General features: G+C 66.7%; 2 protein-coding genes. Both read right to left on the bottom strand.

The annotated features are described in order from the left end of the window. Positions 1–403, bottom strand: a 403-nt coding sequence (flgL, locus tag AC1VAN_RS22180; protein ID WP_480986788.1) for a flagellar hook-associated protein FlgL, incomplete at its 3' end; no start/stop codon positions are given. Continuing rightward, positions 400–1278: flagellar basal body rod C-terminal domain-containing protein (locus AC1VAN_RS22175; protein ID WP_480986787.1), on the bottom strand; the 879-nt coding region annotated here is incomplete at its 5' end. The genes flgL and AC1VAN_RS22175, both read right to left, overlap by 4 nt.

The following is a 1278-nucleotide window of genomic DNA, read 5'->3' as shown; positions in this document are numbered from 1 at the left end:
GGCCGGTGCCGTCGCTGCTGTTGGCCAGCGACAGCAGGCCCTCGCGGATCTGGTTCAACTCGGTGATCAGGGTCTTCTTGTCGGGCGCACTCAAGGCGGGATTGCTGGCCTGGATGGTCAGATCGTTGACGCGCGCCATCAGGTCGTTGACCTGGGCCAGGGTGTTTTCCTGCACGCCCAGACGGTTCTGCACGTTGTTGCCATTGAGCTTCATGCGTTCCAGTGCGGCCAGGCTGCGGTCCAGGCCCACCGCAGCGCCTGCGGCGACCGGATCGTCCTTGGCGCTGACGATCTTGCTGCCGGTGGCGATCTGCTGTTCCAGGTGGCTGAGTTTGGCCTGCTTGGCCATCATCAGCGCTACCGACTGGCTGTACATCATTCCGGTGGAGATGCGGTTGCTCATCGGCGCACGGCTCCCAGGATGGTCTGGAACATGGAATCGGCGGTGGAGATCAGCTGCGAGGCGGCCTGGTAGGCCTGTTGCAGGCGCAGCATGTCGGCCGCTTCCTCATCGAGGTTGACGCCGGACACTTCGTCACGCGCTGCCTGTGCCTGGTCGGCGATCACCTGCTGCGCCCCCAGCGAATACTCCGCCGAACGCGCTGCTGCACCGACCTGGGTGGTCAGCCCGCCCAATGCGCCGCCCAGCGTCACCGTGCCGGCGTTGAACGCCTTGGCCGATTCCACCTTGGACAGCTTGGTGGCATTGCTGTTGTCCGACGAGCCGGCCGGGGTCGGGGTGATGTTGAAGGTGTCGCCATTCTTCGGCACGCCATCGAGCACGAAGCTCCAGCCGTTGGCGCTGATGGTCTGCCCGGGCGTATAGGTCTGCGGTGGGCCGCCATCGATGGTGTAGGTGGTGGCCGAGGTGAACACGATCGCAGCAGGATTGCGCAGGTTGGCGTTGGCCGCATCGGTCACGGTCACGCCGCTCAGCTTGCCGGTGCCGGTGTTGGCCAGTGCGGCAGCGCCCTTGATGGCGGCGGCCGCGGCAATGCGCGACGGATCGGTGATCGCCATCTCCAGGCTGCCGGCCACGCCAGCCGTCGGCTGCAGCAGGAAGCGGTCGTTGGCCGCCGGGGTGCCGCCCACCACCAGCTTCACGCCGTTGATGATCAACGGGTCGGCAGCGGTACCGGTGCCGGTCAGCGGCACGCTGGCGCCGGTGTCGGCGCGGCTGGCGGCCCAGTTGCTGCCATCGAACTTGAGCACGATGTTCTGCGCTTCCAGCTTGCCGAGGTCGCCGTAGCTGGCGGTGATCGCGCCGGTGCCGGTGTT

Source organism: Stenotrophomonas sp. 05L44_2, from assembly GCF_056665995.1.
The sequence above is the reverse complement of the archived record's forward strand: the minus strand, read 5'-3'. Positions and strand labels throughout refer to the sequence as shown.